Origin of the sequence: Paenibacillus sp. MCAF9 (genome assembly GCF_052114265.1) — a bacterium.
Lineage (GTDB): Bacteria > Bacillota > Bacilli > Paenibacillales > Paenibacillaceae > Pristimantibacillus.
The window spans coordinates 190,233-215,926 of sequence record NZ_JBFREL010000001.1 but is presented as its reverse complement, the minus strand read 5'-3'; the positions used below and the strand labels follow the sequence as shown (position 1 = coordinate 215,926).

The window sequence follows — 25,694 nt, the reverse complement described above, 5'->3', positions numbered from 1 at the left end:
TAAGTGAAACGGCTTGTGGGTGGTTTTGTTTGTTTTGTTGGAGGTGGTTTGGAGGTGGTTGAGGGGCTAACTGCTGGGAGCTAGTTAAACGTGATACTTCATGGGAGCAGTGTTTATTGATGGTAACCAGTAGCATTGTATTTGTTAGCTGGTTTGGGAGCGGAATGCTTAAACTTGTGAATGTATAGAGATGAGGTACCTTGTGAGATGGGAGAAAGGAGTAGGTTTAACGGACACTAGATAGTCTATTACGCTATTGTGCTCCTTTTGCCTTTATACGCATTACTAACGGACATAGAATCCCTTATTAAGCTCCTCTAGCTAGTTTTAAGCTCTCTTTTGCGCAAATAGCGGAATGAAGTCCGTTAGGTTCAAATTTGTGCTCAATTCTCCAAAATAGCGGATCATATGTCCGTTAAGAGGTGTGCGGTGACTCTTGAGATAAGCTAACGGACATCAGATACGCTATTATGCTCAATTTGGTGGTTTACGCATTTTAACGGACATAGAATCCCTTATCTGACTCCATGAGTTAGTTTTTAGCTCTCTTTTGCGCAAATAGCGGAATGTATGTCCGTTAGATTCAAATTTATGCCCAATTCTCCAAAATAGAGGATCGTATGTCCGTTAGGATGAGTGTGGTGACTATTGCGATGAGTTAACGGAGATCAGATACGCTATTATGCTCATTTTGGCTGTTTACGCATTACTAACGGACATAGAATCCCTTATTTGACTCCATGAGTTAGTTTTTAACTCCCTTTTGCTAAAATAGTGGAATGTATGTCCGTTAGTTTCAAATATGTGCTTGATTATCGAAAATAACGGATCATATATCCTTTAGGAGGTGTGTTGTGACTATTGCGTTGAGCTAACGGACATCAGATACGCTATTATGCTCATTTTGGCTGTTTACGCATTACTAACGGACATAGAATCCCTTATTTGACTCCATGAGTTAGTTTTTAACTCCCTTTTGCTCAAATAGCGGAATGTATGTCCGTTAGATTCGAATTTATGCCCAATTCTCCAAAATAGAGGATCGTATGTCCGTTAGGAGGTTTGAGGTGACTTTTGCGATGAGCTAACGGACATCAGATACGTTATTATGCTCATTTTGGCTGTTTACGCATTACTAACGGACGTAGAAGCTCTTATTTGGCTCTGGGAGCTAGTTTTTAGCTCCCTTTTGAGCAAATAGCGGAATGTATGTCCGCAAGATTAAAAAATGTGCCCGATTCTCCAAAATAGCGGATCGTATGTCCGTTAGAAATATAACAATGTTATCGCAAGCCGACACATTCGCTCCATACTCTGTTCAATATGGAGCTCAACTCCCCTTTCGCACCTCTTCTTGCAGCATCAGTAAATAACACATAATAAAAGACAAGTGCTGCGTGTATCGAGTTAACTATCACACTCAGAAGCAAAAACTCAAACAATAGCGACTTACAGATGCCATTTCACAACGCCTATCTTCTTAATGRCAGTCTCCATTTGACGCGGATATCTGTGCTTTCATCCCAGGTATTTCCTTTTCTTGCAGCATCAAACAATGGCTCGATGTATGGAGCCATTTCAGAGTAGCTTGCAGTGGCCGAGAGTGCTGAAACGAGGCTATCCAAGCAGTCCGCTAGTTCTGTGCGGTCGCCAGAATAATATGCTGCTACATAACGCTCCTGTAGGGACGGCATGTAGGATAGATTTTGTTCTTCGCGGGCGCATATAAGCGCGAGCGCGAAAGAAGCTTTGGCTGCCGCAGGCGATACAAGCCAGCTCGGCAGCGTGCGGTATTCGAACCCGCCATGCGGCTGCAGACGGAAGTCTCCAAGAGTGCCATACCTTGGACGGCGGGCCCGCCCTGCGGGGTCCTCAACAAGCGCGAGCGGGAATGCCGCGTAGCTGTCCAGCAGGCGGAGCAAGCGACTCGTCAGCGGCGCTCCGCTAAGATGAATGTGCCCGCCGAGCGCAAGCCCCGGCACGGGCATCGCTCCAGCGGCCCAGCGCAGCGCCGGGTCGCTGATGCGATCGGCGGCGCGCAGCAGCAGCCGCCGCACATTCGCGGCAAGCGCGGCCGGGCTATCGGCCGGCTCAGGCCGCAGCTCGGCGACGGGATACAGCAGCCGTCGCCCAACGAGCAAGGCGTCGGCACCGGCTGCCCCGCCGACGCCAGCTCCAAAAAACCGTGACGCCGACGCGATCTTCCCCGCTGGCGTCACAAGCACAAACTCCGGATCGGCGCCAATAAGCAGCTGCCGATCCACAGTCTCCGCTCTCGCCGCGGCATGCCACGCGGCGAATCGCCTTAGCGAAGCAGCCTCCAGCCTCATGTCCCTCAGCTTCGGCCAAGCATCGCGGACGGCTGTGCGCCCGTCCCCGCCAAGCCATACCTCGGCCTCTCCAATATCGAGGCCAAGTGCATAGAGTGCCGCTACAGCGGTACGCGCCACTCTTCGCAGCGCTGGATCATCAGGCCAACCGCCGCTGATTGGCAGCAAAGACTTGAGCTGCATCACCTTCCCCGATGCGTCAATTCGCATCATTTCGACGGGCTCCAAATGGACGACGCTGATGCGGTACAATCGTTCACTCTGAATCGCAGGACCGCCGCACAAGCCAGCTCGGCGCCAAATGCGCTGTTTCTCCGAATCAAGCAGATTTGTGGCAATGTGACCATTGACATTAAGAATCCACATCCCTGTAAAACGGCTGCTATCGATTGTGCGGGCGTCTGACCATGCGAGCACAGCATCCCCTGCTCTCACTGCTGACCAGTGCTCGGCATGCAGCGGCTGCCCATTGCGCTCGCCTGAGGTATGCTGCTCGTTGGCATCGTATGTAATTTTCTCAAGCCGATCGTAGCTGCCTCGCCATATCCACGTCGAAGCCATGGCTTTCCCGCCTTTAAACAAGGGATGTATACATCAATTTTCGCTTTTTTTATAATTTCAAAAAAAAAGAGGGCTTTCGCCCTCGAATTTGCCGCTCGCGCAGCATATGATACCTTGACAGCAAAGCTTCCCGGCTTGCTTACAACTCATCGTCCAGCAGATCTGGATCCAAATCCTCATAATCATTATCGCCGAGGCTGAATTCCAAATCCTTGCCGTCCAGGTCGTCGCAACCGCCTGGAAGAACCGCTACGCAAACCTTAGTCTCGGCGACTAGCTCTACCGAAAACTCACGCTCTACACGAATCACGACGCCTGAACCGTTCGAAGAAATATTCGCTTCGATACAGTTTGGCTCCTGAACTACCTCGGCTGACACTTCCACCGTAGAAGGCCGATGTTTCGGGTCTACATAGGATAGATTGACATGCTCGACGTAATGCACGGATTCCTTAGCTACGTCTGTTTGCGAGTTTTTGCTGTACGAATACCAAATGTTGATATCGTAAGTACCAATTACCTCAATGCCGTCGCCCGAACGAACCGCTTCATACTGATGGTTGATGATCCATGCTCCCAGAATACTGGTTGGATTATGAGGCGGCGTCACGGTATGGGTTACAGTGGAAAACTTACGACCTTTGCCGCAGACAGCTTTCGTAATTATTTCTCTGTATTGTAGCTGTTTATCTGCAATAGCCATTGATTTAACCTCCTCCATACAATCATTCATTTAAAGTGTATGCAGGACATTCGTCTAGGGTGACTGTTTATTTTCTCGAAATATAAGATTATATAAGTTTTATACTTATAGCGATCCATATAGATCACTGCGGAACGGATGCTAGAGCCGCCTGACGTCGGAAATAGCCGTTACGCTCGAAATATAAGAATACATAAGCGCCACACTTATAACGATGCTTATATTTCTCAGCTAAACGTATGCTGTGCCGAAATGGCTTGCAGAACTGCTTGCGATTGATATGCATGCGATTATAGCTTTTATCTCTACAATCATGCTTGCATATGTGCGCAAAACGATAGTTAGGTTTGCCAATGTCGCCACAGCCGTTTACGCTAGAAATTCAAGCGGCTATAGCTTAAAACCTATAAGCCACTCGTATTTCAACGTGATACGATAGCTATGTCTACGAATGCCGCCACAGCCGCATACGCCAGAAATTCATGCAGTTATATTATTACGCCATAATCGCATTTGAATTTCTAGGCGGTACAATAGCTATGTCTACGAATGTCGCCACAGCTATTTACGCTTGCCTCGCAACGAATTTTTCCCTTTACATTCTATGGTCGAAGTTCGGACGTCATGACTTTTCTTTTTTTCAATCGCTTCGCGATGCCTAAATACCGTTCAAGTTCCCTTAAAAGCATGAGCAGCGAAGCGCGAACCTCGAACTCATCTCTTGTTTTTGGCAGCTCCATCGCTTGAAATAATCGAGACAGCTCTAGCAGCCGCTCTCCAACGCTGCCTTTATAAACATCTGATTTCACATCGCTAGACAGCTGATCAAACAAATCTGCGATCATAATCGCTTGAGGAAACTTTTCATATACGAAAGCAAGCTTAACCATCATTTGCTGGATGGATTCGAGCTGCTGACGTCTCATTTCAAAATAAGTGGACCAATATTGCTCTTGGCCCCAAAGCCGATTTTCGCGATTGCGAACGGAGCGCTGGGCGCCTTCCTCAATCGCGTTATAGGCTTCCAAAATTTCGCCGCCATTCCATATATGCGATGGATCTCGCAACGTCAGCGACATTTCTTGAAAAATGACGGCAAAGTTTTGCTCAATTGAAGAACGAAAGAAGCTAAGTTGATGCTCATCCTTAGGCATATAAATGATGTTCACGATGGTTGCCCATCCCAAACCTGCAAATAAGAGCATAATTTCGTTTCCAATAATATCGGTTGTCACCTCTGCCCGATTGAAAAGATGGAATACGATAACCGAGCTTGTAACGATGCCATCCTTCAATTGGAAGCGCGACAATATTGGAAAAGTAATGAGAATGAATATAGCAACTGCCCAAATGTGAAAACCAAATACAGTAAAGATAAGCGAAGCAAAAAAAAGTCCGAGCACAGAAGCGATAAATCGCACAAATGCGCTCTTAATCCCCTTCATCCTCGTCACTTCAACGCCAAGTATGGCAAGAATCCCGGCGCCAAGCGGCGGCTCCAATCCGAGATAGACTGCGGTATAAATGGCTGCAATGGCGGCCAACGCCGTTTTGATAATACGAATGCCCATGAAATAACCTCACGTTAAGTAGGATTTATTTCTACATCCTACCGCTCGCGCCAACCCTCAGTCAACTTTCTCTCCAGCATCGCAACTAACTGATACATAACCGTAGCGACAACAGCAATCACAATCAAGCTTGAAAGCACTAATGTGAAATTGAAAACTTGGAAGCCATATATGATTAAATAACCTAAACCTAGCTTGGCGACGAGAAACTCACCAACGATGACGCCGATCCACGCTAGCCCGACATTAACTTTCAACGTTGAAATAATGACAGGAAAGGAACCCGGCAAAATGACTAGCTTAAATAATTGCAGTCTAGAAGCGCCAAACAGCCTTACGACCTTTATATATCCGGTGTCAATCTCACGAAATTGATTATAAATGTTCAATATCGTTATAATGACAGTTATCGACAGCGTAATGGCAACGATTGACATAAAGCCTGGTCCAAGTCCCACGATAAAAATAGGTCCAAGCGCTACTTTTGGCATACTATTGAGGACGACCAAATAAGGATCGAATACACGGGATAGAAATGGGAACCACCATAGCAAAGCTGCAATCGCAGTGCCTAAAATCGTACCCAGCAAAAAACCTACGACGGTTTCCGTCACAGTCATGCCCACATGTGGCCATATGGAGCCGTCAGCCATCGTCTTCCAAAGCTGCAAAAACATCTTGGAGGGATAGCTGAACAACAAGGGATCAATCCAATTTTTGCGCCCAGCCGCTTCCCATAGTCCAATAAACAAGAGCAGCAGTACAAACTGCGTTGTGATGACCGCTGCTGTAATACGCCGCTTGTGTTCTTTGAACCGAGTGTGCAGCTCGCCCATCCAAGTCAAGCGATCCTCTTGAATACCCGATACAGCAGCTTTATCTGTTATGTCGCTATTCGTTGCATCCTGACTGCTTCGTTCATCCACCATTTCCACCCCCTTCCATGTCGTCCTCATCAAGCTCCTCCCATAAGCGATCAAACAATTGTTGAAAGCCTGGGAGCTTGCGAGCCGCCATCGGGGTTGCTTGACGGATGTCTTCCGGTATTTCCACTTCACATCGAATATGTCCGGGATTTCTGCCTAGCACGATAACACGGTCACTCATTGCAGCAGCTTCTGCCAGATCATGTGTGACGAGAACCGCTGTTTTGCCAAGTCTCTTCAAAGTCTGATGAACCAAGTCCTCGAGTTGGAGCTTGATATGCAGATCAAGTGCAGAGAAAGGCTCATCGAGCAGAAGCACTTCCGGCTCCGTAGCTAATGTTCTTGCAAGTGCGACTCGCTGCCTCATTCCGCCTGACAGCTCATGAGGGTATTTGCGTCCTGATTCCGGAAGTCCAAGCTCAACGAGCAGCTCATCTACCGCTTGAAGTGCCTTCTCTGATTTACGTCCGCTTATTTCAAGTCCAATTGCGGCATTTTCTTTGATTGAACGCCACGGAAACAAATAATCTTGCTGCAGCATGTAGCCTACCTTGGGCGAAGGTCCCACAACCCGCTCACCATTTAGCAGTACTTGCCCCTTAGTCGGTGGAAACAAGCCGGCTAACAGACTAAGCACCGTCGTCTTGCCGCAGCCGCTCGGACCCACCAAGCTGATAAACTCCCCGCGGTTAACCGTCAATTCAATTTGCTCAACCGCGAGGGAGGCTCCCTTTTCATTCACATATACATGCGATAATTGCTGCAGCTCAAGCACAGGTATATCCATCATGCCTAAGCCTCCATTTCATGCCGGCAGTTATTTCACTGCTTCAATTGCTTTTTCGGCAAAGCTAGTATCTACAATTTCACTATGCTCGGTACGCTTCTGAAGTTCTCCCGCGCTCGTAATAACATCAAGAAGGTTGTTCCATTCCCCTTCATCAATGATTGGATCTGTAGCGAACGAGCCTTGTTTTTTGTAACGGTCAATGGAGCTGATAAGAATATCGCGATCCACATTTTCAAAATATGGCAGCACAACATCGGCAATTGCTTCTGCATTGTTGTCTTTAACCCAGAGCTGCGCTTTATGAACAGCGTTCGTAAACGATTGAATAGCTTTTTTGTTTTTGTTGATATAGCTTTTCTTAGCCATAAACACCGTGTAAGGAAGGTGACCGCTTTCCTCACCAAATGATGCTACCACATGCCCCTTGCCTTCCTTCTCAAAAATCGAAGCTGTCGGTTCAAATAGCTGGACATAATCGCCAGTACCCGATGCGAAGGCTGCAGGTATGTTTGCAAAATCAACGTTTTGAATCAGCTCCAAATCCGCTTTCGGATCGATGCCAAGCTTCTTCAACGCAAACTCGCCGGCCATCTGCGGCATTCCGCCTTTTCTTTGGCCAAGGAATACTTTTCCTTTTAAATTGTTCCAATCGAAGTTTGCATCAGCCTCTCTAGCCACAAGGAAAGTACCATCGGTTTGAGTCAATTGGGCAAAGTTAATGATCGGATCATCCGTCCCCTGCTGATACACATAAATGGACGTTTCCGATCCAACCAATGCAACGTCGATCGCATTCGAGAGCAATGCCGTCATCGTTTTGTCACCGCCCGGCGTAGTCGTTAATTCCACATCGAGCCCTTCCTCTTTAAAGAAGCCTTTCGCGACAGCTACGTATTCTGGTGCATAAAATAATGAGCGCGTTACTTCGCCGATACGAATCTTCACATTGCCTGAATCGCCTTTCCCGCATCCAGCCAGTACACTTGTCATGACTAGCACTGCGGCGAGCAGCATCGTCAATACCATTCGTTTTTTCATTTTTGAGTCCCTTCTGCAACTATGCGTTTAATAAATGTACTTCAGCCTATGCGCTTTAGCGAAGGGCGGTGAATACATGCACAAAAAGAAGGCTGCCCATTATCGTCATTGGACGATTGGACAGCCTTCTCATCTTGTTAGTAACTTTAGCTATTTATTACAGCTTGTAGATGTCTGTATATTTTTTCGTTAAATAAGCAACCAAATGCTGTGGATCAAGCGGTTTGCCAGTAACGCTCTGGATAAGCTCAGAAGGCGTTCTCAGCTTGCCGTATTTGTAAATACGCTCGCTAAGCCATTGCTTAATCGGCAGTAAATTCCCTTTCTCTACACTGCCCCAGAAACCTTGCAGATCACGCTCCATCGTATCTGCGATTTGTGCCGCATACATATTGCCAAGTGAATAGGAAGGGAAATAACCAAAAGCTCCACCTGACCAGTGAACATCTTGGAGAACGCCTTCTGCATCATTTTGCGGAATCACGCCTAAATACTCTTTGTATTTTTCATTCCAGATAGCTGGAAGATCTGCGGCTTTCGCGCCGCCATTAAATATAAGCTTCTCGATCTCATAGCGGATAATGATATGCAGATTATAAGTCAGCTCATCGGCTTCTATTCTAACTAGCGATGGCTGCACAACATTATTCCCACGATAAAATTGATCAACGCTCACATCAAGCTGGCCAGGAAAACGTTGTTGAAGCTCGCCGAAATAACGATTCCAGAACGGTCTGCTGCGGCCAATGACATTTTCCCAGAAGCGGGATTGCGATTCGTGAATGCCCATGGAAGTTCCGGTGCAAAGCGTTGTGCCGATAAGCTCTTCCATAATATTTTGCTCATAAAGCGCATGACCGCCTTCATGTATTGTTCCGAACAAAGCGCTCGTTACATCGTCCTCCAAATATCTTGTCGTAATTCGAACATCGCCGGGATTAAGTCCTGTAGCGAATGGATGAGCGCTCTCATCGAGCCTGCCTGCTTCAAAGTTGTAGCCCATTTGCTCCAATATGTATAGACTAAACGCTTTTTGAGACGATTTATCATAGTTTTGCTTCAGAAATGAAGTATCTGGCTGATGCGGCGAATTTGCGATCGCTGCTGCTAGCGGTACGAGCTGCTCGCGTAAACCGCCAAACACACGGTCAAGTTCAGCAACGGTCATGCCCGGTTCATATTGATCAAGAAGCGTATCATAACGAGTCTCTTTCGGTCCCCAAAGATCAATAAATTGATTCGTATAGGAAATGACCTTCTCCAAATAGGGCTGGAAGCTTGCATAATCATTGTTTTCCTTCGCTTCTTCCCATTTGCTCTCGGATTGCGAGGACAATACCACATATTCTTGATAGAGCTTCGGTGGAATTTTGATGCTGCGATCGTACTCCTTGCGAGTTTCCGCAACTAAACGCTGATCGATTTCGCTGAGCTCTGAATATACAGAACGTTCCTCCAGTGTGGAAAGATTTTCTCCTAGTTCAGGTGATGTAGCCAGCTTAAAATGGTCGCCGGATAACACGCCAATGACTTCTGAGCGATTATCCATTCCTTTGCGCGGAGCGCCTGTGCGCAAATCCCAATACAGAACTCCGAGTGCTTCCTCATAGCTCGAAATTTTGCGAATGGTTTCTCTGAAATTTTGCAGAGCTTCCGTATGTTTTGTAGACATCATTGTTCCACCTTCCTGCTTCGTTTTTACATTGATTATGATTCATGGGATCTTTACTTGATCTTACTTATTCCAATCCTTATAATCATCTTAAACCTGCAAGACATCCAGTGCAAGAGATAGAAAGAGAGGAAACCATATGCATATCATATTTTCCAAAACAGCTACTGATCGGTTAACTCCTTATTTAAAAGAGGGGAAAAACCAATTAAAACTGCTTCATGATACAGAAGGATGCGGTTGTGTCGTTAGCGGCGTTCCTGCCCTTCAGTTGATTAGTGAGCCCACGGTGGACGACAAACTCGCACAAGGCGATCCTTTGCCCTTCTATTATGAACCTCGCCATGAAATATATTATGAACCCCAGCTGCGTGTTGATTACAATGAGGAACGAAGCAGCTTTAGTCTCAAGAGCGACATCCAAATTTATACAGTAAACCTTCGTTTTCTAAGCGGCGGAGGTGCAGCATGAACAAAATTGATGAAATTTTACATTACAATAAAGAATTTGTTGAGAACCGGAAATATGAGGAATATTCCACGAGCAAATATCCAAATAAAAGAATGGTCATCGTTACTTGTATGGATACAAGGCTGACAGAAATGCTGCCCAAAGCTATGAATCTCAAAAACGGCGATGCCAAAATCATTAAAAACGCTGGTGCTATCGTGACACAGCCTTTTGGCAATATTATGCGCAGTGTCCTTGTCGCCTTATATGAGCTGCAAGCCGACGAAGTATTTGTCATCGGCCATAGCAATTGCGGGATGACTGGACTCAATCCCGAACTCATTATTCAGCATATGGAAGAGCGCGGTGTTTCCAACGATACCATCACTACCTTGAAGCATTCTGGTCTAAATCTAATGCGCTGGCTAACCGGCTTTGACAACGTCAGAGACAGTGTTATAAACAGTGTAAGCATCATTCGCAATCACCCCCTGCTGCCTGCTGATATTTTAGTACATGGATTGATTATTGATTCCGAAACTGGTGAACTAGAGCTTGTAGACGCTGCAACGTCTCAATCGTAATCAAACAAAACGGGAACACAGCGGTTAATCAATCATACCGCTGCGTTCCCGTTTTTTTGCTTCATAAGCTGCAAGTCTTGCTGCTATCACATCGGATCTGTCTCTCTTTGAATGCCTGTGAATAATTGCATCATCATTTAATGGGCTCTTAGCTCCCCAAATCAATCCTCTTTGATCACACATCTGCTTGCACAATAAAACGACGTCTTCGTTTACAATTTGCAAATTAATATCTGTATAGGGAGTTTCGTCCTCTGCCTGCAAATAAGCCAATCTTGCACTTAATTGCATCTGCAAGCTCTTCTTACCTAAACCAAGCTCATCAAGCGGGGCTGCAGACAGTCTGTGATCTGCTTGTGTTAGCATTTTGACTGCTCCGCGAACATTGCCTCTGCGCTCATGATAGAGGCCAACAGCCAGTTGAATAAGTCCAACCCATGTTTCTGCAAATCGATCACCTGGATTCTCTTTCCAGTACTCCTCCAGAAGCTCGTGACATTCGAAATAATCTCTGGATGCATGGAACTCCACTAAATAAGCAATATACGCTTTCGGAAAAGAAATCATAAAAACCTCCAAATGACTTGTTCCAATCGAATTCATCGTTTCATTAATAATAAAAATATTAGCATATGTCGCTTATACTTTCATACATTTAAACCAATCCTATAGAAATAAATGAAACCATCATGTCTATTAGCCGTATATTATCTATGTTTGTAAAGAATGTATTAAAGATATCAGGAGGAGAAAACACAGATGAAAAAGGGATTCATGGTCATGCTGGCACTCACACTATTCATCACACTAGGTTTCGGACAGTATGCCGATGCAAAACCACGAGGCGGAATGAAATCTCCGAAACAAAGCGTTACGCAAAACCCTAAGAAATCGGATAACGTTAATCAATCGAACCCAGGCAAGAAAGCTGGAGCAACTACTGGCGCTACAAAACCTGGATTTTTTAGCGGCGGCAGCTTGATGAAAGGCCTAATGATTGGCGGTTTGGCAGGCTTGATGTTCGGCGGTTTGTTCGCGGGCATGGGCGCATTCGGTAATATTCTTGGTCTAATGATCAATTTAATGGCTATTTTCGCCATCATCATGCTAATACGTGTAGCATTCGTATATCTGCGCAGCAAGCGTAACCCGCCAGATCAACGGAGACCCTACTAATCGTGCGCATCTATACAGATGAGATTATAAACGCTATCTGCCTTCATATGTCTGAACGACGGGGAGTTAACCCTACCGATGTGGAAGTGCAGCTCTCATGGGAAGAAGAGTATGGATATACGGCCGAGGTTTGGGTGAAGGGCCGCAGCCAGTACATCATTGAAGCGAATATCCTCGAGGCAATCGAGCAATATATGTTCACACAATATAATCGGCGCGTTTTCCGCTCCAACATTACGCTCGATGCGGATGAAGATTTTTGGGCAGACATTTCCGATTAGCATAAAAGAAGTATCCAATAGCTTGCATTATCTTACGGATAAGCAGCTAGCGGATGCTTTTTTTTGTGCCAAAATATGCTCTCCCAATAATTACTAGCGAAATATTAATAGATTTCCAGCAACATCCTCGTCCTCCCTGCGTCTAATCATTAGACTAGAGAGGAGTGTATATGACAAATCTATGAGAAAAAAAATGAGTACAGCGCTGCTTTTGCTTTTCTTTTGCCAAACAATCATGACAGCAACGGCAGGCATTGCAGATGCTGCAGCAAATCAAATGACAAAATTTCGTGTTTATCAAAATGACCAAATGCTCCGTGAGTTCACTACGGAGGGCCAAGCGATTTCCTATGCCGGGAAATTCGGTTACAGTCATGTCGAGAAAATTGCCGATCGTGCTTGGGTATGGGATAACTTCCCTCGTTACAAGGTTTATCAGAACGGTCAAACTCTCCCGAAATGGGAGTTTAGCACTTATAATCAGGCATTATCTGTTGCTAAAAACTTAACAAACGTACATATCCGTGATCTTGAAAACATTGGCTGGAGTTATCAATCCTACGACAAGTTCAAGCTTTATCAAGGCGACAACACTCGTGACAATTGGTCCTTCCTAACACTCGCTGCCGCTAAGCAGGAAGCCAAAAAATGGGGAAATGCCCATGTAATCGATTTAACTACGAACAAATGGGTTTGGGGAAACCAGACAGCTGCACAAACTAAAGCGCAGCGCGCTGCTGCACCCGTCTATCAAATCACTGTGGATGGGGCACCTGTAGAAGAATTGCCGCTTTACTCGTACCTTCTCGATGCTATGAATGCCTCTTACTCCATTTCTGGCAGTCAGGTATTAAATACAGCAACGAGTAAGATCGTTCATTCGAATGTACCCGCTTATTTAGTAAAACAAAATGGTGCCGTGGTCGGCTCTTCTATTAGCTTAGATGGGGCTGTACAGCTTGCGAAAAAAACACCAAATGCTGAGGTTACCTTTAATGAGAAAGTATATTGGTCCGGTATTCCTTATTTAGCCGTTTATCAAGGCGACAAGAAATTAAGAGCCTTTAATACAAAGACCGGTGCAATTGCGTATGCGAAGGGATTTGCGAACAGCAATGTTCAAACGAGCGAAGGCCGTAAAATTTTCAGCAATACCAAAAGCCTAGTTTATATGGGATGGAATGGCAGCGCTACAAGCGCAACGATTATCAGCCATGTCGCTAATACGCAAGGATTGTCGATTGACTCCCCTACTTGGTTTGAGCTCTCCGCTGCGGATGGCTCAATGATCGACACTTCAGATCAAATAGTCGTAGACACTTTCAAAGAACAAGGAATTAAGGTAATGCCGCTCGTTCACAATCAATTTAATAAAAAAATGACGACGGAATTTTTAAAGAACAATACCGCCCAGCAAGCATTCATTAATACGCTTGTAGCGAAGCTTACTCAGCTCGGTGTTGCAGGCATCAATCTTGATTTTGAAGAGGTCGCTGGAACGGATCGGGCTGCCTATACCGCCTTTGTTACAGCACTTGCTAAAGCTGTGCATGACAAAGGTATGCAAATTTCTATCGATTTGCCACGCGGCAGCTTAAGCTGGAATGATAGAACCGCTTACGACCATACCGCTCTTTCGGCGGTCGTAGATACAATTATCATTATGGCTTATGATGAGCATTGGAAAGGAAGCGAGGTGCCTGGTTCTGTTGCTGGCCTCAACTGGGTTGAAGAAGGCGTTAAGCAATTTTTGAGCTATGGCATTCCGCGTAACAAGCTTATGCTAGGCATTCCTTTTTACGTACGTGAATGGAAGCTTGACAGCACGAATAAGCTAGTCAGCAACCGTGCCATCTTTATGAAGGAAATTCCTAAGCTTATTGCAGATACGAATGCTCAAGGTGAGATGGATCCGGAATCTGGACAGATGAAATACAAGTATACCAAAGACGGCTTCACCTATTTATTCTGGGCTGAAACCGAAAACACGGTCAAAGCTCGTATCGATATAGCCAAAACTTACGATTTGGCTGGCGTTGCAGCATGGCGCCTTGGTTATGAAAGCTCTGATTTGTGGACGATGATGCTTCGCAATAAATAACATGAAAAGCCCCATTCTCCTATTGAGAATGGGGCTTTTTTTCATTTAAAGACTTATTTCAATTGATCTACGGCAGGGAATTTCAGCAATACCTTTGTCCCCATTCCGAGCTCGCTTTGAAAAGCAATTTTACCTTTTAATGCTTCGACAATCCGAAAGGTTACCAAAATGCCTAAGCCTGTCCCCGTTTCCTTTGTCGTAAAAAAAACGGTACCTAATTGCTCTAATTCCTCTCTGGATATGCCCTTGCCAGTATCAATAATCTCTATACAAATTTCCTCTTTGTAATAATAAGCATTGACAGTCACTTCGCCTTTATCTGGGATCGCTTCTACCCCATTTTTAATTAGATTTAATATCACTTGAGTCAGTTTCGGTTTGTCTGCCCTTATATAAAGATCCGTTTGATTACAGTTTAAGTGGATTTGCACATTTTGAATTAACCCATAGGAATTCATAATTTCCAATGTATGTACTAGAAATTCAGAAATCTCGATTACTTCCAGCTGATCGGCTTGCGGCTTAGCAAGATTCAAATAATCTGAAATAATATACTCTGCTCTATCCAATTCAGATAAAGCAATATTCAAGTAATCCTTTTTTTTGTCATCGACAGATTCCTTCAACAGCTGCAAAAATCCTTTCACTACCGTCAGAGGATTTCGCACCTCGTGAGCAACGGAAGCAGCAATTTGACTTACGATCTTCAATTTTTCACTACGCTCCAGCTCATTTTTCAAGTATGCCGTTTCGATAAAATGCTCTTTCAGTAATATAGAAACACCCATTCCAATAAAGGATGCTGCAGCTAAAATCGAAATGATAAAAAAACAGTCTGAATGAATCTCGTTTGTGTAAGAGTTAATCTCGAGATAGACAAAAAAAGATAAAATAAACACAATAACGGAATTAATCGATAAGTTCATACAAATCAGCATGCGTCTGGTAGCTTGTTTTTTACGCAACGACTTTAAAAAGAAGAAACACGGCCCCACACTTAGTAATAATGTTGCTGTAGAAAGGAAAACATCATCTCCTCCCATACACAAGCAGTATATGATGGCAGCAGCAAGGGCAATAATGCCAGGTACAATGTACTCGTAGCCATAAATAATCAGAACAATTAAAGGAATGCTTCTTAAATCGCCATGAAAGTTGCCCATCACATAAATAGGATAGGCCATACAAAGGATAGAGGATGCTCCAAACACAAATCCATTAAGAACCTGATATGAAATTCTATTAATTAATTTATTTCGAGAATAAAAAAATTGTTGGATAAAGATCGGAAAACATATGATAATTAGATGAATTAATAATTGATTTATCATATCTAGATATCAATTCCCTCTCCTTTTGCTATATTTTCAACATTCTTTTGAACGATCTTATCACCAGTATAATAGCATAAATAATAGAAAATAATCATGAAATTTTTGGAAGATATCAGTAAAAATGAAAAACCCATGTCATAAGACATGAGCTAGTATAAGATATTGGGAACCTAAGCTTGCGTTCTCTGCTTTTTGCTTTTTTTGCTGCCATGAAAAGTAACTATATATTCCTTAGATTTTTATATATACATTATTGAGGATTAAGTAAATCTACATAGGCTTTGTATCCAATAATTACTGCAATCAGTGAACCAATAAAGAAAAAGACGGATCCGCCTAACGTGAATAATCTTCCAAAAAGTGTAATTTTCGCCTCATCTATCTGTTCTTTATTACTCATTTATTTCACTCCTTGTGGACGTATACCCCATTATATACAATCTTTAAAAATAGGTTCTAATCTCTACAAAAATGACCTCAGACAATACTTAGCTGACGTATCAGATTTGACAATGTCCTCATTGCTCGCAATTCCGATCAGGAAATTGCATAAGCCGAAAAGATATCCCAAAGGCCCTACCGTTACTCGAAATGCCTTGAATGAAAGCGTTAAAAATGGGCTTTTACGATGAATATATTGGCCATAATGCCATACATCGATACTTTGGCTGCTCCATCAGATCTAAAAGTTTGTTCCAGCGCAAAATTAGTGATTACATCTGGAGCTTATTCCAATCCGCTCGTCTGATAAATTACTTCAACTTACTTATAAATTACTTCTAATTACTTAAATAATACTTTCATTTACTTAAAAAATACGATAAACTTACTTACAAGGAGGTGTTCATCATCTATCAAGAGCAGAGATTATTGAAAATACTCGAATATTTAAAAGAACATCAAACGATGAGTGTCATGGATATTTGCACCCATCTCGGTGTATCAAGGGATACAGCTCGAAGAGATATCGTTAAATTAGTGCAAGAAGGTGTAGTCAATCGAACACATGGTGGAGTAGCCTCTCCTCAATTACAGAAGGAGCTTGCTTCCTATCAGGAACGGCTAATTGATGAGACAGATAGCAAAATCAATATTGGATTGGTGGCAGCAAAGCTCATTCATGATCATGAGACGGTCATATTAGACGTTTCTACAACGGTGCAGGCAGTGGCCGAACAAATCTCCGCGAATAATATTACAGCTATTACTCAGTCCATAGACATCGTAAGAATTCTCTCTGATCGAGATGATCTGCAGGTATATGTACTCGGAGGTTATTTACACGTAAAGAACCGCTTGCTGTATGGTCCCTCCGTTATTGAAAAGCTTCGTGAAATGAGAGCTGATAAGGTGTTTATTGGCGCCGCGGCAATTCAATCAGATGGGCTCTACTACCCGTTTGAAGAGGATGCTCATATCAAAAAAGAGATGGCACGCAGATCAGACCAGGTTATCGCTGTAGCTGATTTTACTAAGTTTAAAAACAAGTCGGTTTATCGTTTAGATTTTGACTATATTGATATTTTAATTACTGATCAAGAAGTGCCTAGCGAAATAGAAGAAATACTTGATCAGAAAAATATAACAGTTATTTGCTCTGTGATGAACAACAAACTCGAGGAGGAAAATAAAGATGAATTATAAAATCGTGCGTAACGTTCAAATCGTACAACCTGATGTTATTTTGCCAACTAGTACCGTCTGGATTAGAAATGGAATCATCGATAAAATAGAAAATAATCATACTCCCCTTTCGCCTCTTCCAGAGGAGGAATATGAGCTTATAGATGGGAACGGGCAATGGTTAATCCCCGGTATGATCGATGTGCATATACATGGAGCTAATGGGTTCGATATGATGGACGGAACAGAAACGAGTATTCAAGAGGTTTCTCGGGTTTGTGCTGCAACGGGCTGCACCTCGTTTCTTGCTACATCAGTAAGCTCAACAATGGATGAATTATTAGCTATGATTCGTAGTGTTAAACGAGTCGTTGGGCTTGAGGTCGGCGCCAAAATTGCTGGACTTCATTTAGAGGGACCTTATCTGAATCCGAAGCGTAAAGGGATGCAAAATGAAAAGTATTTACGTCATCCGGATCTTGGTGAGATGAAGCGAATTTTCGAAGAAGCAGATGGACTTATTAAAATGGTAACGATTGCCCCAGAATTACCGGGTGGGATGGAACTCCTCTCTTATTTGAAAGAAATGGGAGTTATCATTGCTGTCGCACATTCTGATGCAACATATGAGGAAGCTAAGTTAGCATTTGATGCTGGCGCTAGTCATGTTACACATTGTTTTAATGGCATGCGGCCGATTCATCATCGAGATCCAGGGCTCGTCGCTGCTGCTTTTGAAGCAGATCATGTGAGTATTCAAGCCATTGTCGATGGCGTCCACCTCCACCCTGCTATTGTTCGTTTAATGCATCGCATTAAAGGACCCGAAAACATGGTACTGATCACTGATGCATTACAAGCTATGGGTTTAGGAGATGGCAGCTATCTCTTTGGCGGCCATCAAGTAACAGTAACCAATGGCGTTGCACAGCTAGCGGATGGAACCTTAGCCTCTAGCGTAGTTACAATGAATGAAGCACTCCGCTTCACGACCGAAACCGGAATTTCCTTGCTGGACGCTATTCAAATGGCCTCAACAACTCCTGCACGAATATTAGGTATGGATCATAAGACAGGTACAATCAAAACAGGATTAGATGCCGATCTTGTTTTGTTGAATGAACTTTTCCAAGTAGAATGGACCATGATTAAAGGTAATGTTATCTGAATATGCGGAGAACGAGAAACAATCTTTTACAATAACAAGAAATGAAGAAAACACTCTCTTAATGTAATTACTCTACTATAAAATAGTAAACTTACTTTAGGAGGGAATTTATGAAATTTGTTAAAAAGAACGGAATTAAGGCCGCGATTGTAGGTACAGCAGCTACTGCCCTTCTGATTACGAGCATTATCAGTACACAATCGCCTAATCAAGTTGAAGCAGCTACTACAAAAACGAAAAATGTCATTTTGTTTATTGGTGATGGGATGGGAATGGCTCAACGTGATGCTATCCGCCTTGCTACCGTCGGCTTAAAAGGCAACCTCGCTATGGATTCAATGCCTTACGTAGGTTTGCTGCACACGAGCTCTACTGTTCCTGTAACCGATTCAGCTGCATCAGCTACGGCATATGCCAGCGGTGTGAAAACATACAATGGTGCAATTGGAATGGATGCCAATAAAGTAAAAGTAAAAACGATCATGGAATACGCCAAGGAATCTGGAAAATCAACTGGAATAGTAACTACAAGTCAAGTAACTGACGCAACGGGAGCTGCTTTCGGCGCACATGTAGATGATCGTTCTAAACAAAGTGAGATCGCTTTGCAGCTATTGACACAAAGCAAAGTTGACGTCATTCTCGGTGGAGGCGAAGATTTCTGGTACCCAGCTAGAGAGCCTGGTAAATTCCCAGATGAGCCGAGCGAAGACCCTTCTGAAAAAAGCAAAGGAACACAAGGAAATCTTGTAAATAAAGCAAAACAATTAGGGTACAGTTACGTTTCAAGCAAAACAGAAATGCAAAAAGTGAAAAAAGGCAAGCTGCTTGGTCTGTTCGCTAATGAAGAAATGTTCCAACAAAAGCCTGAAGGCGAAGGCGATATTTATAACCCCGTTGTTTCTCTAGCAGAGATGACTAAAAAAGCGATAGATACACTCGCTACAAATAATAAAGGCTTTTTCCTAATGGTTGAGGAAGAAGGAACGGATGAGTTTGCTCACCAAAACAATGCCAAAATGACAATCAAAGCCGGTCAAGAATTGGATAAATCCGTTCAGGTCGCCAAAGATTTTGCCAAGAAAAACCCGAATACACTTGTCCTCGTATTAGCCGATCATGAAACTGGCGGTTTCTCCATCGAAGAAGTAAATGCCGATGATGAGTCCGGCGACGGAATTTCCAAAGAAGATGGTCCTTTCGCCGTTGCTAACAGCAAATTTAACTTTGTTGTGGATTGGACAACATCAGGCCATACTGCCGTAGATATTCCGATTACAGCTATGGGTCCAAATGCTGAGTTGTTTACAGGAATCTACGAAAATACAGATGTATTTCATAAACTCATGCAAGCTTTAGGACTTAAAATTAAAAAATAACAACAAATTGTCTTCCCATAACAATTGAATACATCACAAAGCAGAAATGCCGCCAGTGATCTGGCGGCATTTCTCACAATTGTATGACTTTAGTCTGTGCACCCGCGAAGCCGCTGGGTGTTAAGCCTACAGCAGCTTTAAATGAACGACTAAATAAATAAATGCTGGAGTAACCAACATTTTCAGAAATTTCTGTCACGGTATACTTCCCTTCCATGATCAGTAATTTTGCATGCTCAATTCTAATATGCGTTACATATTTATGAAGGGATATCCCAAGCTGCTGCTTAAACAAATGAGACAAATGATTCGTAGACACCCCGGCATATTTACTTATAGAAACATTATTTAAATCAGGATCTTGATAGCTGTCATGGATGTAATGAATTGCTCTTTCAATGAATGCCCAGCCTTTAGTCCATTTCCCTTCATTGCGATCCGTTTGATTTTTAAAAAATAAATATAACAGCTCCAAGCAGATTGATTTTGTTAATAAAAAATGTCCAGCTCTTTTCTCCTGAAAATGTTTGTGAAGCTGCAAAAACTTCTTTTTCAGCTCTATCCTGTCTGCCAACTGTATGTGTGAAATGGGAATAATGGATGTTAACTGCGTTTCCTTATCCACAATGTAAGTATTATGAATTTTGGAAGCTGTTGTGAAATCCAATAAACTTCTTTCCTCATCATAATATAGATCAAAATGAAAAATATATTGAATTAATGGTTGATCAGAGATCGATCGAATAATGTGAGGCATAAAAGGATGCATCAACAGCACATCGCCTTCTTGAGCAACATATTTAACACCACTCAAGAAAAACTCAGCTTCACCTTGTTCGATATAGGTAAATACGTGATCATGATCCATCCATTCACCGGCTAAGGATGAAGTCGTCATCACTCTCACCGCCCTTACGAAAGGCGATATGCTGTTCATCCAAGACTCATCCATATTTCCCTCACCCCTGCTATCGTAACGCGTCTATTCATCCTCCTCCCATTATAAATGAAGCATATTAAAATTACTCATAATTAAATCTGTTAATCCACTAGAATAGATCATTCAGCTGTTATCCGTTTAAGACCAGTCAAACAATACACCATTATACTGATCTTTATTGACTCTTAGTCCCTCATACGCTTCTTTTGCTTGCTCCGGCTTAATCACATGACTAATTAATGGTTCGATCTGCAGCCTATTTTGTTTCATAAGCTCAAATACAATTTCTGAATTTCTAACTAAAGAGTGTTTAACAAATTCATTTGGTTCAACCGGATAACGCCACTCATGCGCGCCCTTAAACGTAATACAGCCTCGCCCATAAAGATGACAATAGTTTAATATATCAGTAACATCTGTGTTGTACTCTCCGCGAGGACTTCCCAAGAAAATGATTTCACCAAGCTTAGCAATCCACTTCAGACTGTCAACTCCGACAGCAGGTACGCCAGTTGCCTCAATATGTGTGGATACACCAGCACCCTTGGTTAACATTGATATCCGTTGCTTTGTATCTTCTACTCCACCATCAATCGTGTAATCCACGCTGCATGCCTCGGCAGTCCGAATTCTTTCTTTCGATAAATCGACCCCAATAACCGTAGCTCCCTGAAGCCGAGCCAGCTGAGCAGCCAAATTACCGACTAATCCAAGACCAGTCACACTTACAAAGTCACCAATTTCAATTTCAGAAACACGTACCGATGTGAAGGCGACCGTAGCCATACGGGTAAATGGCACCCATTTTAAATCCAGATTTTCAGGAACTTGAATACATAGCTCATTCGTGTTAACAACTTGATATTTGCTATGTTGTCCATAATGAAACACGATATCGCCTGGCTGCAAATCTTTAACGCCCTCACCTGTCTCCATTACTTTGCTTACGCTTGCATATCCCGGACATAGCGGAAGCTTAGCCCATTCTTCTTTACCTGTTAACATTGCTAGTTCAGTTCCTGGGCTAATGAGGGAATATATCAATTGTACAACTATTTCATTTTCATTTAATTTTTTTAGAATGTAATTCTCTTTAACCGTCTCAACTTGTAAGGGGCTCACGAACATGACTTTTGTATTTTCCATCGAAATCACTCCTCTGTAAATGCTTTCACTATTAATATAAGACTTTGTGATGTCGATGTCTTTGCTCGCTTAAACGATTTTTTATCTAAAACACCGAAAATAATATGAGCTGCTATGTTTGTATTCTATAAGGCTATTATCATACCAGTACAACCATCCAATCACTTCGCTCTATCAATACATAATTTATAGTGTAGTCAAAACACAGGGGGTGAATGTTTGATGGAAAATATCGGTTTTATTCTAGTTCTGTTCATTTTGTTGGTTATTATTGCTACTCACTGCCGTGACCGCGCTTAGGACAAAACTGTCTAGATAACAAACCCTGTTCTGTCATACGTCGAATGAATAAAACCATAACAGCACCTGCCACAATGTATGCTCATTTAACCTATAACATCTCATAGTAAAAAAGAGAAAGTCCATGCCATGGGCTTTCTCTTTACTTACAAACAGCTGATTGGGCAAACATCCTTACAGAACAAACGTCCAATCATACAGTACCATACGTACATAAACTACAGTGTACTTTAAACATTGGAGGTGAATGTTTGATGGGTGGATTTGTTGGTGGTGCTAATCACAGTATTGGTATTATCCTGGTTCTGTTCATTTTGTTGGTGATTATAGCTTGTAGTTGCGGCATCTTTGGCGGCGGCTGTGGCTACTAATCAGAATGCTTAATGCCTTCCATCTATTCAGACAGTGAGTATTTTCTTAAATAGCATGAACACAAAAAGCCTATTGTATGGGCTTTTTGTGTTTAATCCCTCATCGAACGGGGAAATGTTGGATATAAGATTGTTTAATAAGAATCATGTTCAACTTAAAAATAATGCCATTACTGATTAAATGAAATAACAACTTTCCCAAAATATGACCCCTTCGTCAAGTACTGAAGCGCATCTACAGCATGTTCAAATGGATACACTGAATCAACTATGGGATGTAGCTCGCTATGTTCAATAGCAAAATTCATCGATTCAAACATGTCCCGGCTGCCTACGTTGATCGCTTGCAGGCGTGCTTTTCTAACAATTGCAGGGATAATGTCAAATCCTTCTACACTAAACCCCGATAGACCGCCGATCATGCTGATATGTCCACCTACACGGAGTGCTGAGATCGATCTATTTAACGTAGCTGATCCGCCGAGATCAACGATATGGTCTGCTCCATGTTCCTCCGTCAGTGCAAGTACAGCCTTATCCCATTCGGGTGTTTGCTTATAGTTAATGCCGAAATCCGCGCCAATTTCCTTCGCTCTATTAAGCTTCTCGTCACTGCTTGATGTTACAATAACAGTTGCTCCATACAGTTTTGCGAATTGAAGTGCGAACAAGGCGACGCCACCTGTCCCCTGTATGACAACGGTATCACCAGCTTTAATCTTGCCTTCCTCAATGAGAGCATGCCATGCTGTCACGCCTGCACAAGGCAGGGTTGCCGCTTCTATATCCGTCAATCGATCAGGTACATGAACTAACCCTTCTTCTGGCAGCACAACAAATTCCGCGAGCAGTCCATTCAACGGACTGCCTAGTGTACTTATCCAGTTTTGTTGTGTCGGCTCACCCGTAATCCAGCTTTGAGTGAAAATTCCACTTACTCTATCCCCAATTTTGAATTTGTTTGAGTTTTCTCCGAGGGACACAACTTCACCTACACCATCAGATACTGGAATTAATGGCGTATTTAAATTGGGGTTATAAAACCCATCGATAACGCCCAAATCTCTAGCGTTTAAAGAAACCGCGTGCATTTTGATAAGAACTTCATTTGAACGGGGCACTGGTATTGGGCGGTCGGATGCCTTCAATCGATCAATTCCGAATTCACCGTTAATTTCGTATACTTTCATAATATTCTCTCCTTTATGGATAATATAGACATACAATAATATACAAACTAAAATAAAGTAAGAAGGCACTTTAAGGTTTCCAATGAACCAAAAAGTGCATAAGGAGGGCCTTAAATGAAAACATCATCTCCAGCTAAAAGCGTTCAACCCGACATTTCGATATCTGAATGCTCTTACAGTAAAGTACTTGAAATCATTGCAAACAAATGGTCAGCACTGGTCATTTATGCATTGGAAGACGGTATTATTCGATACGGAGATATTAGCAGACGGATTGATGGAATTTCCAAAAAAATGCTAACGCAAACCTTGCGGCAATTGGAACGTGACGGTTTGGTTCAGCGAGATATGACTCCGTCTGTTCCACCAATCGTTGAGTATTCGCTTACCAAGTTGGGAGAGTCTTTGCTCGAGCCACTGAGTGCCTTGAAGCAGTGGACAAGAACAAATTATTCTCTTGTTGAATTGGCTAGATCATCATTTGATCAAGCTAGCGAAAAGGAATAATACAAAACAAAAAAACACCAACTGAGTGTTAGTGTCCTTAGGAATGATTTTCATCCGTTGCTTTGGAGTTCAGAGCACCAGTTGTCACGTCACCAAAAAGAATATCAGGCTGATTAAAAAGAGCCCTGCAAATAGCTGCTCTTTGTAGTTGGCCATCTGAAACCTGCGTAATCTCACGATCAGCTAACGCTCCTATTCCTGTTCTCTTCAATAACTCAGCTTATAAATGGTTAAACTTAAACCAGCTTAATATCCAAGCGATTATAAGAAAACTTACGATCAACATATGTTGCCCAGCTCTAGAAAAATAGTTTATTGTATTGTTAGTTGTAGCATAAAAGCTTACAATCTGCAATCTTCACAGAATGGAATAAGAAAGGAATAAAATAATGTCTCATATGGCTCCTCAAAATGAGGAATTAAAAATACTGTGTCCAGTAGATTGCGGAAACGCGCCTAGAAAATCTATTCTTAAATCATTTAATATTGCTTTTGCTCAAAAGGATATGCCTTTTATAGCGGATCAAATTACAGATGATGTGCAATGGAATATTGTCGGTTCATATCCCGCTATACACGGAAAAAATGAATTTCTCGAAGCATTGACTCAAAAGAATATAAGTAAGACCATCGAATTACAAATAACAAACATCGTAACACATGGAAACACGGCAGCAACGAATGGAGTTATAAAACTTGAGAACGACAAAAGTTATGCTTTTTGTAATATTTATGTGTTTAGCAGCGCCTCCAAACAAGCAAAAATAAAAGAAATAACGTCATATGTAATTGAAGTATCATAAACTCTAAGAGAAACTTTCCAACGGCTTCACAAGTTTTCTCCAGTTCTCAGGTAATCCATTATCATGATCAGCATAAATGACCTGTACATATTGATTAAGATTAATAACTTGGTCTTTGAACAGCAGCTCATGTATTTCAGAAGCTTTAACAGGAACAGTGTTATTCACTTTTTTCTGGAAATCATCTAATGAAAGAAACATCTCTAAACTTTTCTTGTACTTGCAGTTCTTTGGAAATCTTGGTGAACTCCCCGAATCGTATTTGGACAATTTAACGGCCGAATAATGATCCATCAATAATGGAAATGCTTCGAACTGTAAAATAACAAATGCTTCATCCGGTTCTCTTCGTTTGTATGTATCCAACATTTTGCGACAATCCTTTAATGTGGGCCAAAAGAATACATGTTGATCAAGATAAGCCCGAAATTGTTCATGTGTACAATTCGAATCCATCATACTCTCAACAATCCTTAGATGCGCATTAATGACAACCGTATGTTCGAAATATTTAACTTCTTTGACCTCTGATCGCCGCTCGCCGATATGGAATGGATAAAGATGTTTGCTCGACCAAAGTGAATTATGATGTATGATCGCAGGCAAGTTCCTTACTCGTGTAAAATGGTAAAGGCTTTTCCTGCCTTTTGATTTTGTTATCGCTGAAACGATCGCTTTCTTATCCACTATGCCCCCACCTTCTGCCCATATGATTTCACGAATCCGATTGAATCATACCCATCATTAGA

General features: G+C 42.6%; 24 protein-coding genes and 1 pseudogene. 10 read left to right on the top strand and 15 right to left on the bottom strand.

The window, feature by feature from the left end:
• Positions 1-1,472 precede the first annotated feature (1,472 nt).
• The 7 genes from AB4Z45_RS01005 to AB4Z45_RS00975 all read right to left on the bottom strand — a co-directional run bounded on the left by AB4Z45_RS01005 (position 1,473) and on the right by AB4Z45_RS00975 (position 9,591).
• The gene (locus AB4Z45_RS01005; protein ID WP_441907507.1) at positions 1,473-2,891 is read right to left on the bottom strand and encodes a putative amidoligase domain-containing protein; all 1,419 of its coding nucleotides are present in this window, start codon (positions 2,889-2,891) and stop codon (positions 1,473-1,475) included.
• 139 nt (positions 2,892-3,030) lie between these two features.
• Entirely contained in the window at positions 3,031-3,594 is a 564-nt protein-coding gene (locus AB4Z45_RS01000) for an outer spore coat protein CotE (protein ID WP_441907506.1), read from the bottom strand.
• Positions 3,595-4,196: 602 nt separating this feature from the next.
• Complete coding sequence (locus tag AB4Z45_RS00995) at positions 4,197-5,165, bottom strand: aromatic acid exporter family protein (RefSeq protein WP_076265791.1); 969 nt, start codon at positions 5,163-5,165, stop codon at positions 4,197-4,199.
• 38 nt (positions 5,166-5,203) lie between these two features.
• Positions 5,204-6,001, bottom strand: a complete 798-nt coding sequence (locus AB4Z45_RS00990) for an ABC transporter permease (RefSeq protein ID WP_441907843.1) — start codon at positions 5,999-6,001, stop codon at positions 5,204-5,206.
• A gap of 82 nt (positions 6,002-6,083) precedes the next feature.
• Positions 6,084-6,881: an ABC transporter ATP-binding protein gene (locus AB4Z45_RS00985; protein WP_441907505.1), complete on the bottom strand. Its 798-nt coding sequence runs from the start codon at positions 6,879-6,881 to the stop codon at positions 6,084-6,086.
• Positions 6,882-6,908: 27 nt separating this feature from the next.
• Positions 6,909-7,919 (bottom strand): ABC transporter substrate-binding protein, encoded by a 1,011-nt coding sequence (locus AB4Z45_RS00980; protein WP_430058807.1) that lies wholly within the window; start codon positions 7,917-7,919, stop codon positions 6,909-6,911.
• 157 nt (positions 7,920-8,076) lie between these two features.
• A complete protein-coding gene (locus AB4Z45_RS00975) occupies positions 8,077-9,591 on the bottom strand; it encodes a carboxypeptidase M32 (protein WP_441907842.1) in 1,515 nt (504 codons plus the stop codon).
• A gap of 139 nt (positions 9,592-9,730) precedes the next feature.
• On the opposite strand from AB4Z45_RS00975, the gene AB4Z45_RS00970 reads away from it, so the two are divergent.
• Positions 9,731-10,063, top strand: coding sequence for an iron-sulfur cluster biosynthesis family protein (locus AB4Z45_RS00970; protein ID WP_441907504.1), 333 nt, complete (start codon positions 9,731-9,733; stop codon positions 10,061-10,063).
• A complete protein-coding gene (locus AB4Z45_RS00965; protein WP_441907503.1) occupies positions 10,060-10,626 on the top strand; it encodes a beta-class carbonic anhydrase in 567 nt (188 codons plus the stop codon). Before AB4Z45_RS00970 ends, AB4Z45_RS00965 begins: the two co-directional genes overlap by 4 nt.
• Positions 10,627-10,650: 24 nt before the next feature.
• Here the strand turns inward: AB4Z45_RS00965 and AB4Z45_RS00960 are convergent, their stop codons facing one another.
• Entirely contained in the window at positions 10,651-11,193 is a 543-nt protein-coding gene (locus tag AB4Z45_RS00960) for a DUF309 domain-containing protein (RefSeq protein WP_441907502.1), read from the bottom strand.
• A gap of 192 nt (positions 11,194-11,385) precedes the next feature.
• Here AB4Z45_RS00960 and AB4Z45_RS00955 point away from each other — a divergent pair, with 192 nt between their 5' ends.
• The 3 genes from AB4Z45_RS00955 (at position 11,386) to AB4Z45_RS00945 (ending at position 14,184) form a co-directional block, all read left to right on the top strand.
• A complete protein-coding gene (locus AB4Z45_RS00955) occupies positions 11,386-11,802 on the top strand; it encodes a hypothetical protein (RefSeq protein WP_430058800.1) in 417 nt (138 codons plus the stop codon).
• 2 nt (positions 11,803-11,804) lie between these two features.
• Complete coding sequence (locus AB4Z45_RS00950) at positions 11,805-12,083, top strand: YxcD family protein (RefSeq protein WP_441907501.1); 279 nt, start codon at positions 11,805-11,807, stop codon at positions 12,081-12,083.
• 193 nt (positions 12,084-12,276) lie between these two features.
• Complete coding sequence (locus AB4Z45_RS00945; protein ID WP_441907500.1) at positions 12,277-14,184, top strand: glycosyl hydrolase family 18 protein; 1,908 nt, start codon at positions 12,277-12,279, stop codon at positions 14,182-14,184.
• Between the two features lie 53 nt (positions 14,185-14,237).
• On the opposite strand, the gene AB4Z45_RS00940 is transcribed toward AB4Z45_RS00945, so the two are convergent.
• A complete protein-coding gene (locus AB4Z45_RS00940) occupies positions 14,238-15,515 on the bottom strand; it encodes an ATP-binding protein (RefSeq protein ID WP_441907499.1) in 1,278 nt (425 codons plus the stop codon).
• A gap of 253 nt (positions 15,516-15,768) precedes the next feature.
• On the bottom strand, positions 15,769-15,918 hold the full coding sequence (locus AB4Z45_RS00935) for a hypothetical protein (protein ID WP_441907498.1): 150 nt from the start codon (positions 15,916-15,918) through the stop codon (positions 15,769-15,771).
• Between the two features lie 470 nt (positions 15,919-16,388).
• Here AB4Z45_RS00935 and AB4Z45_RS00930 point away from each other — a divergent pair, with 470 nt between their 5' ends.
• The 3 genes from AB4Z45_RS00930 to AB4Z45_RS00920 all read left to right on the top strand — a co-directional run bounded on the left by AB4Z45_RS00930 (position 16,389) and on the right by AB4Z45_RS00920 (position 19,688).
• Complete coding sequence (locus tag AB4Z45_RS00930) at positions 16,389-17,162, top strand: DeoR/GlpR family DNA-binding transcription regulator (RefSeq protein ID WP_441907497.1); 774 nt, start codon at positions 16,389-16,391, stop codon at positions 17,160-17,162.
• Complete coding sequence (nagA, locus tag AB4Z45_RS00925; RefSeq protein WP_441907496.1) at positions 17,152-18,309, top strand: N-acetylglucosamine-6-phosphate deacetylase; 1,158 nt, start codon at positions 17,152-17,154, stop codon at positions 18,307-18,309. The genes AB4Z45_RS00930 and nagA overlap by 11 nt, the downstream gene beginning before the upstream one ends.
• A gap of 110 nt (positions 18,310-18,419) precedes the next feature.
• Positions 18,420-19,688 (top strand): alkaline phosphatase, encoded by a 1,269-nt coding sequence (locus tag AB4Z45_RS00920; protein ID WP_441907495.1) that lies wholly within the window; start codon positions 18,420-18,422, stop codon positions 19,686-19,688.
• 73 nt (positions 19,689-19,761) lie between these two features.
• Here the strand turns inward: AB4Z45_RS00920 and AB4Z45_RS00915 are convergent, their stop codons facing one another.
• The 3 genes from AB4Z45_RS00915 to AB4Z45_RS00905 all read right to left on the bottom strand — a co-directional run bounded on the left by AB4Z45_RS00915 (position 19,762) and on the right by AB4Z45_RS00905 (position 23,635).
• Positions 19,762-20,640: an AraC family transcriptional regulator gene (locus AB4Z45_RS00915; RefSeq protein WP_441907494.1), complete on the bottom strand. Its 879-nt coding sequence runs from the start codon at positions 20,638-20,640 to the stop codon at positions 19,762-19,764.
• Positions 20,641-20,766: 126 nt separating this feature from the next.
• Positions 20,767-21,774: a zinc-dependent alcohol dehydrogenase gene (locus AB4Z45_RS00910; protein WP_441907493.1), complete on the bottom strand. Its 1,008-nt coding sequence runs from the start codon at positions 21,772-21,774 to the stop codon at positions 20,767-20,769.
• Between the two features lie 841 nt (positions 21,775-22,615).
• Positions 22,616-23,635, bottom strand: a complete 1,020-nt coding sequence (locus AB4Z45_RS00905; RefSeq protein ID WP_441907492.1) for a zinc-dependent alcohol dehydrogenase family protein — start codon at positions 23,633-23,635, stop codon at positions 22,616-22,618.
• Positions 23,636-23,749: 114 nt separating this feature from the next.
• On the opposite strand from AB4Z45_RS00905, the gene AB4Z45_RS00900 reads away from it, so the two are divergent.
• Positions 23,750-24,142 (top strand): winged helix-turn-helix transcriptional regulator, encoded by a 393-nt coding sequence (locus AB4Z45_RS00900; protein WP_441907491.1) that lies wholly within the window; start codon positions 23,750-23,752, stop codon positions 24,140-24,142.
• Positions 24,143-24,191: 49 nt separating this feature from the next.
• Here the strand turns inward: AB4Z45_RS00900 and AB4Z45_RS00895 are convergent.
• Positions 24,192-24,356 (bottom strand): annotated as a pseudogene (locus AB4Z45_RS00895) (ATP-binding cassette domain-containing protein); the annotation flags it as partial.
• 175 nt (positions 24,357-24,531) lie between these two features.
• Here AB4Z45_RS00895 and AB4Z45_RS00890 point away from each other — a divergent pair.
• Positions 24,532-24,945 (top strand): nuclear transport factor 2 family protein, encoded by a 414-nt coding sequence (locus AB4Z45_RS00890; protein ID WP_441907490.1) that lies wholly within the window; start codon positions 24,532-24,534, stop codon positions 24,943-24,945.
• 3 nt (positions 24,946-24,948) lie between these two features.
• Here AB4Z45_RS00890 and AB4Z45_RS00885 read toward each other — a convergent pair whose 3' ends face one another.
• Positions 24,949-25,632, bottom strand: coding sequence for a DUF7002 family protein (locus tag AB4Z45_RS00885; RefSeq protein WP_441907489.1), 684 nt, complete (start codon positions 25,630-25,632; stop codon positions 24,949-24,951).
• Positions 25,633-25,694 lie beyond the last annotated feature (62 nt).